Raw genomic sequence first — 6,482 nt, forward strand, 5'->3', positions numbered from 1 at the left:
AGACATTGCACCGCACACCGAACCGACCGGCAAGCGGATGTGAGAAGTCAGTCGCTTCGCGAGTTTCCGCGACGGGCGGCACGCCCGTCGGCATCATGCCGAACGGTTCGGCGCGCGGGGTTCTCGATGAGCGCGGCAAGTCCGTCCAGCACCCGCGCCAGACCGAATTCGTACGCGTGGTCGGCGCTGTAGGCGGCGTCGTGGGCCTGCCCGGCCGCGGCTCCCACCCGCGCGCCGAGCGGATAGCGTTCGGCGTCGAACACACGCTCGAGCACGGGTGCGGCGCGCTCCCACCACTCGTGGTCGCTCATTCCGCTGTCGGCGGCGGCGGTGCGGGTGTCGATCGCGATGCGCGCCACCGAGTTCACGAAACCGAGCACATGGGTCAGCGCGGAGTCCATCTCCAGATCGGTGAGGCCGAGACCGTCGAAGGCGCTCAGTTCGTGCTCGTACTTGGCCGCCACCCCCGGGCCGAGCGGCGGGCGGGTGGTCGGCACGTAGGCCACCCAGGGGTGGGCGGCGAGCATGTCCCGGTTCTCCGCCGCGATGGCGGAAACCCTTTCCCGCCAGGGCTTTCCGGCGATGTCGCCACGCGGCATGTGCTGGTAGACCGAGTCGAGCATGAGGTCGAGCAGTTCCGCCTTGCCGGGCACATAGGTGTAGGTGGCCATCGGTGTGAGCCCCAGCGCGGCCGCCACCGAACGCATGGTGAGCGCGCCCAAGCCCTCGGTGTCGGCGATCCGGATGGCCGCCGACACCACCGCGTCCACGGTGGTGCGCTGTTTCGGTCCCCGCGCGGAGCCACCCCGGCCGGGTTCGCGCCACAGCAGTTCGAGGGTGCGCGCCGGATCGCCCGCACTGCTCCGCTCTCCCATTCCGCGCACCACCTCCACCGGAATCGTATCCCTGTGACACACGTCACGATGCATGCGTCCGGGAATTTCCGTACAAAGTATAGCGTACTAAGTAAAGAGTTATCCGGCACGCCGAGGAGGACCCCATGAAAATCACCGCTTCCGCCATCTCCCTGAATGTGCCGGACCCGCAGGCGTCGGCCCGTTTCCTCATCGACCACTTCGGCTTCACCGAGGAGATGTCGGCCGAGGGATTCGTCTCGCTCAGCCGCCCCGACGCCGGGTTCAACATCATCTACCTGCGCACCGGCCTGTCCACCTTCAAGCCGGAGCGCATCGCGGGCAGCGCGGGCCAAGGGCTGCTGGTGGCCTTCGTCGTCGACGACATCGACGCCGAATACGAACGCGTGCGCGGCGAAGGAGTGGAGATCGTGACACCCATCGAAACCGAGGAATGGGGTGAGCGCTACTTCCAGACGCTCGACCCCAACGGCATCGTCATCCAACTCGTGCAGTGGGTCTGAACAGAGGAGAGTTCATGACCACCATGCCGGCGCGCAGCGAATTCACCCCCTCCCCCGCGGATGTGGCGGAGGTACTGGCCTGGTTCGACCGCTACGACGCCTACGCCCGGGCGCGTGACATCGAAGCCATGGCCGATACCGCCATGTACCCGCTCAACGAGGTCACCGATGGGCGCGCGGAGTCCTGCACCCGCGAGCAGTACGTCGCGCAGTTGACCGAACAGCTCGGCGACAACGGCGAGATCACCATGGAATCCACGCGCACACCGCATTTCGTGAACGAGAACCTGGTCTTCGTGATCACGGACGCGACCATCACGGTCGGCGACTTCAGCCAGCAGGTGCGCTACGGCGACCTGCTGGTGAAGTGCCGGGACGAGTGGAAGTTCCAGACCATGGTGCAGGGCGGCTGGGCCTAGCCCAGCGCCGCGCGGAACACCTCGACGGCGGGCGTCGAGGTGCGGCCGAGCAGCTTGTGCAGGTCACCGCTGTCGACGTCGAGAATGCCGGTGGCGATACCGGCATCGGCGTCGGCCAGCGCCTGGGCGTAGCCCGCGGGCAGACCGGCCTTTTCGAGCGCGGCCGCGTAGTCCGCCTGTGCCAGGTTCTCGTAGCGCACCGGCTTGCCCGCGGCCGCCGAGATGGCCTGTGCCAGTTCGGCATAGGTGAGCCGCTCGTCGCCGCCCAGTTCGTACACCCGCCCGGCGTGACCGTCGGTGGTGAGCACCTGGGCGGCGGCCTCGGCGTAGTCGGCGCGGGCGGCTCCGGCCACCCGGCCCTCGCCCGCCGCGCCGTACAGCACACCGGATTCCACGGCGTGCGCCAGGCCGCCGGTGTAGTTCTCCCAGTACCAGCCGTTGCGCAGCAGAACGGTCGGCACGGTCGTCGTGGCCAGTACCGCCTCGGTGCCGCGATGCTCCTGCGCGAGGATCAGCTCATTGCGTTCGGCATGCGGAATGCTGGTGTAGGCGAGCAGTTCGACCCCGGCGCGCTCGGCGGCGCGAATCACGTTGGTGTGCTGCTGCACTCGCTTGCCGAACTCGTTGCCCGACACCAGCAGCACCCGGTCCACCCCGGTCAGTGCGGCGTCCAGCGCGGCCGGATCGTCGTACGAGGCCGCACGCACCTGCGCGCCTCGCTCGGCCAAGTCGGCCACCTTGGCCGGATCGCGCACCACCGCGACGACCGGCCCTCCCCTGCGCAGCAGCGCCTCGACGACGAGACGACCCAGCTGACCACTGGCTCCGGTGACTGCGACGGTCATGACTACCTCCAGGTTGACGGGAATGAACTACCGTTTCGAGTTGTACTAACTAATAGTTAGTACAGGCTATTCCCGCAATACCGGAAGAGGCGAAAGGATGAGTAATCTCGACCCCATGACCACCCGGCAACCGGACCCCGACCCCACCCTGGAAGCCGACGTCTTCGCGCGAAACTGCGCGTCCCGCCCGGTACTCCAGAACGTGGCCAGCCGCTGGGGCGTCCTCGCACTGGTCGCCCTGCGCGCGGGCCCCTACCGCTTCAGCGCGCTACGCCGCCGCGTCGACGGCATCAGCGAACGGATGCTCTCCCAGACGCTGCAGACCCTGGAACGCGACGGCATGATCCACCGCGAGGTCCAGCAGTCCATTCCCCCGCACGTGGAATACACCCTCACCGAACTCGGAGCGACGGTGGCCGAACAGCTCGAGGGCCTCATCCACATCCTGGAATCGAATATCGACCGGATCACGGCCGCCCAGGCCGAGTACCACCGGGAGTGACGCCCCGCCACCGCCACCGCTCACTGCCGCGCGGCCGCCTCCGCCGCGATCTGCTCGAACTGCTCCCCCATGCGCGCGGCGAGGACCTGCGCCCCCGACAGCGGACGCACCATCACCATGAAGTCGTCGATCCTGCCGTCGGCGTCGAAATGCAGGAAATCGCATCCGGTGATCCGCTTGCCGTCCACGGTCGCCTCGAACACGAACGCGTGATCGCGCCCGTTCCCATCCGCGATCTCCCGCACGTAGCGGAAGTCCTCGAACACCCGCAGCACCGCGCGCAGAATGGCCGCGGTGATCGCCTTGCCCGGATACGGCTTGAACGCCACCGGACTGGTGAACACCACATTGTCGGCCAACAGCGCCTCGATCGCGTCCACATCGCGCGCCTCCACGGCCGCCCGGAAGGGATGCATACCGCCCACCTCTCATACTCAACCAGTTGCATATGAGACGGTAGCGAGGTGCGGGGCGCTACGCCACGGATTGCCGAGACACCTCGAATCGGCTGACCGCGGTCAGGACGACGGTCGGCGGATCTCGCGCAGGCCGGCGCTCTCGGCGAACATCACCCGGTCCCACCAGGGGGCCAGCGGGCTCGGCTCCGGCCACACCACCCGATCCTGACGACGGTCGTTGCGGTCCTGTGCGGCGGTATCACTCATGTCGATCCTCCCGATCCCGATCCGGCGCCGCTGCGCCGCCCGTGTGCGTCCACGATCACCCGCCGGGGCGGTACGCCGCAGGGGCCGAAGGTCCACATCCCGGTACCCGGATGTCACCCACGGGTGGAACACATGACCTATCGACTCCGGCGGACCCCCGCAGCCACAACGCAATTCGCCCTCCAGCCGAGCCCGAACACCGGCCCGTCCCGGTGTCAGTGGCGCTGTCAGCCAGGTGTCAGGCCCGTATCAGTCGCCCCGGCGACAGTAGGTACATCGAACACAGCGACCGGGACACACCCGGCGAACCGAAGGAGCGCACCACCATGACCGCCACCGTCACCCTCACCGACCACGACCAGGCCACCGTCCGCACCGCCGCCTACGGCGCAGTGGCCCTGATGGCCGCCGCCGGCGCACCGCACAAGGGCATCAGCTACGGATCCACCGCCCTGACCTCGGCCACCGGTCTGGTAGGCCACGTACTCGCCGCCAAGTCCCGCGACATCCAACTCCCCGGCAAGACCACGGCCGACCTCGCCGACCAGGTGCTGCCCGCCTTGACCGCGGCCGTCCGCCTGCTCGGCGCCCACTCCCCCACCGAGGCGGCCAACTTCCGCGACACCGTCCTGGTCGCCGTGGACGCTGCCGCCAAGGCCGGTAAGCGGGAGCCGGGTCCCGCGGTCGCCGCCATGGGCCGCAAGATCGCGGCGGCCCTCGACGCCGCGTGAGCTGCCCGGGTGAGCCGCGCTCGGTTCCGAGCTGAGGCATCCACCCTGATTTCCGCCAGGAACGAAGGGAGCGCGTCGCGGGTTCACCCCCGAACCCGCGACGCGCTCATTCGAATCCCTCCGGTGGACTGGCCCAACGCCTCGAGCAACCAGTCGTGCGCCCGTCCGACCGTGACCCGAGTTCCGAGGAACTGTGCTGTCAGCGCCCAGTATCGGTGCAGCCGTGGATCGGAAACCGTTGCGCCGAGCAGTTCCTCACGAAATCGCGGCGAATCCTGTTGCCCGCGCGCGTCGGCGTGGGCGTGGACGAATCGATCGAGCTCACGGCCGGGGCGGGGCCGTACACCATCCGTTACGAGCGGCACGACGTCCACCATGACGTCACCCACCGCGGCGTACAGTGCCCGGCCGTCGCGGATTTGCTCCGGCCTGTTCCGCCAATACTGCTGGCGCACATCACTGTTCATACCCGGCGTGGTCACCAGAGCGGCCAGTTCGGCATAGGCGACAACATCGTCGACCGACGGATCGGCTGGCGGCTCCGGAACATTCCAGCCCACCCATCCATCGCTGTCACACCGCGGTAGCGGAGCGAGAACCCGCCGCCAGAACCCGACGAGGCGATCGTGTACCGCCCCACCGTCCTGCGCGGCGGCCAACAACGCGAGTCGTTCGGCCTGAGAGGCCGGAGCGCCAGCCTCGACGGCCCGCAGTGCCGCCCGCCGCCAGGCCAGCGCCTTCAATTCGACGTCGAGCCGCGCACTTTCGGCAGCGATCACCTCCGCCATCGACCGTTCTTCACGCAGCACACCGGTGATCGCTTCCAACCCGAGTCCGAGCGCTCGCAACCGCCGCACCAGCAGCAGTCGTTCGACAGCACTATCGGCGTCGAACATCCGATGCCCGCCCGGGCTGCGCTGCGCCTCCAGAATTCCTTCGTCGCAATAGAACCGGATCGTTCGCACCGGGAGCCCGACGCGCCGCGCCAGCTCCCCGATACTCACCCGCACGAGAGAACTCATGGCCATGACGCAGAAAGAAATCGTCGCCGGAATCGCGGAGATCGTCGAAGAGGTGACCGGGATCGACGCCGCCGAGGTATCACTCGGGAAATCCTTTGTCGAGGACTTGGAGATCGACTCGCTGTCGCTGGTGGAGATCGCCGTACAGCTGGAGGACAAGTACAGCGTGAAGGTTCCCGACGAAGACCTGGCACGCCTGCGGACCGTGGGCGACGCGGTCGCCTACGTACAGCGCATGGAGGCCGAGCGGTCCGACGACCGGTACCGCGGTGGGGTGTGATTGGTTAGGGGCTGGTTTCGGCCTTGTCCATGTGTTGCGGTGTCGGGGGTCGTGTCGGTCTGGGGGTGTTGCCGCAGAGATTTCAAGGGATGAGTGTGGTGGCGTTGGGGCCTTACCTGGCTTTCGCTGACGCCGGGTGGGGTGCCGTGTGCGTCTATCCCAGCCGACGGACTGGCTGGGGTTGCGTTTTCGAGACGGGTGTTGTGCCGGTGGCGGTTATTGGCGTAAGTGATCGCCCCGGGACGGGTTCGGCCGGTGGGTGCGGTGGTCGGTCGACGGCCGGTCGTGAGGACCGGTGGGTCGCCGATCGGCTGTTCGGTGGTCGCGGTGACAGTGACCGGGTCGGTCGGGATGGTCGCTACCGTGACCGGTCGGGGGCTCGGTGAGCCACTGCTCCGGGTGGTGGTGCAGGTTCACCCGAGGAGCACGGGCCGGGTCGATGCGGGTCGGGGGTGTCCACACGACACGACCCGGATACCGGCCACTACCGACACCGCCGCCGCGGTTGCCGCCGCTGATGCTGTTGCCGAAGCTGCTGCTGTTGCCGCCGCCACCGATGCTGCCGTTGCCGATACTGTTGCTACCGCTTTCGCTTCCGCTGGCACGTCCGAGGGTGGCCCACCCGGTCGGATCCTCGACG

10 protein-coding genes are annotated in these 6,482 nt (G+C 68.1%); 5 read left to right on the plus strand and 5 right to left on the minus strand.

What is annotated here, in order from left to right; all coding sequences use genetic code 11:
- Positions 1-47: 47 nt before the first annotated feature.
- Complete coding sequence (locus tag ON31_RS27410) at positions 48-875, minus strand: TetR/AcrR family transcriptional regulator (protein WP_039817739.1); 828 nt, start codon at positions 873-875, stop codon at positions 48-50.
- A gap of 125 nt (positions 876-1,000) precedes the next feature.
- Between ON31_RS27410 and ON31_RS27415 the strand changes: the two genes are divergently transcribed.
- Complete coding sequence (locus ON31_RS27415; protein WP_039817694.1) at positions 1,001-1,378, plus strand: VOC family protein; 378 nt, start codon at positions 1,001-1,003, stop codon at positions 1,376-1,378.
- 14 nt (positions 1,379-1,392) lie between these two features.
- Complete coding sequence (locus tag ON31_RS27420; protein ID WP_039817695.1) at positions 1,393-1,797, plus strand: Cif family virulence factor; 405 nt, start codon at positions 1,393-1,395, stop codon at positions 1,795-1,797.
- Here ON31_RS27420 and ON31_RS27425 read toward each other — a convergent pair.
- The gene (locus tag ON31_RS27425; protein ID WP_039817698.1) at positions 1,794-2,642 is read right to left on the minus strand and encodes an SDR family oxidoreductase; all 849 of its coding nucleotides are present in this window, start codon (positions 2,640-2,642) and stop codon (positions 1,794-1,796) included. The two genes, ON31_RS27420 and ON31_RS27425, sit on opposite strands and share 4 nt — an antisense overlap.
- Before the next feature lie 97 nt (positions 2,643-2,739).
- On the opposite strand from ON31_RS27425, the gene ON31_RS27430 reads away from it, so the two are divergent.
- Positions 2,740-3,144 carry a winged helix-turn-helix transcriptional regulator gene (locus ON31_RS27430; RefSeq protein ID WP_051037803.1) on the plus strand — a complete coding sequence of 135 codons (405 nt, stop codon included), beginning with the start codon at positions 2,740-2,742 and terminating at the stop codon, positions 3,142-3,144.
- A gap of 20 nt (positions 3,145-3,164) precedes the next feature.
- Here the strand turns inward: ON31_RS27430 and ON31_RS27435 are convergent, their stop codons facing one another.
- Positions 3,165-3,560 carry a nuclear transport factor 2 family protein gene (locus tag ON31_RS27435; protein ID WP_029926265.1) on the minus strand — a complete coding sequence of 132 codons (396 nt, stop codon included), beginning with the start codon at positions 3,558-3,560 and terminating at the stop codon, positions 3,165-3,167.
- A 102-nt stretch (positions 3,561-3,662) separates the two neighbouring features.
- Positions 3,663-3,809 carry a hypothetical protein gene (locus tag ON31_RS36985; protein WP_157533787.1) on the minus strand — a complete coding sequence of 49 codons (147 nt, stop codon included), beginning with the start codon at positions 3,807-3,809 and terminating at the stop codon, positions 3,663-3,665.
- A gap of 326 nt (positions 3,810-4,135) precedes the next feature.
- Between ON31_RS36985 and ON31_RS27440 the strand changes: the two genes are divergently transcribed.
- Positions 4,136-4,540, plus strand: coding sequence for a hypothetical protein (locus tag ON31_RS27440; protein WP_039817701.1), 405 nt, complete (start codon positions 4,136-4,138; stop codon positions 4,538-4,540).
- A gap of 83 nt (positions 4,541-4,623) precedes the next feature.
- Here the strand turns inward: ON31_RS27440 and ON31_RS27445 are convergent, their stop codons facing one another.
- Entirely contained in the window at positions 4,624-5,562 is a 939-nt protein-coding gene (locus ON31_RS27445; RefSeq protein WP_085996497.1) for a MerR family transcriptional regulator, read from the minus strand.
- On the opposite strand from ON31_RS27445, the gene acpM reads away from it, so the two are divergent.
- Positions 5,561-5,842 (plus strand): meromycolate extension acyl carrier protein AcpM, encoded by a 282-nt coding sequence (gene acpM / locus ON31_RS27450; RefSeq protein ID WP_039817703.1) that lies wholly within the window; start codon positions 5,561-5,563, stop codon positions 5,840-5,842. The genes ON31_RS27445 and acpM overlap by 2 nt on opposite strands.
- Positions 5,843-6,482: the final 640 nt, after the last annotated feature.

Source organism: Nocardia otitidiscaviarum NBRC 14405 (genome assembly GCF_000308635.1).
Taxonomy (GTDB): domain Bacteria; phylum Actinomycetota; class Actinomycetes; order Mycobacteriales; family Mycobacteriaceae; genus Nocardia; species Nocardia otitidiscaviarum.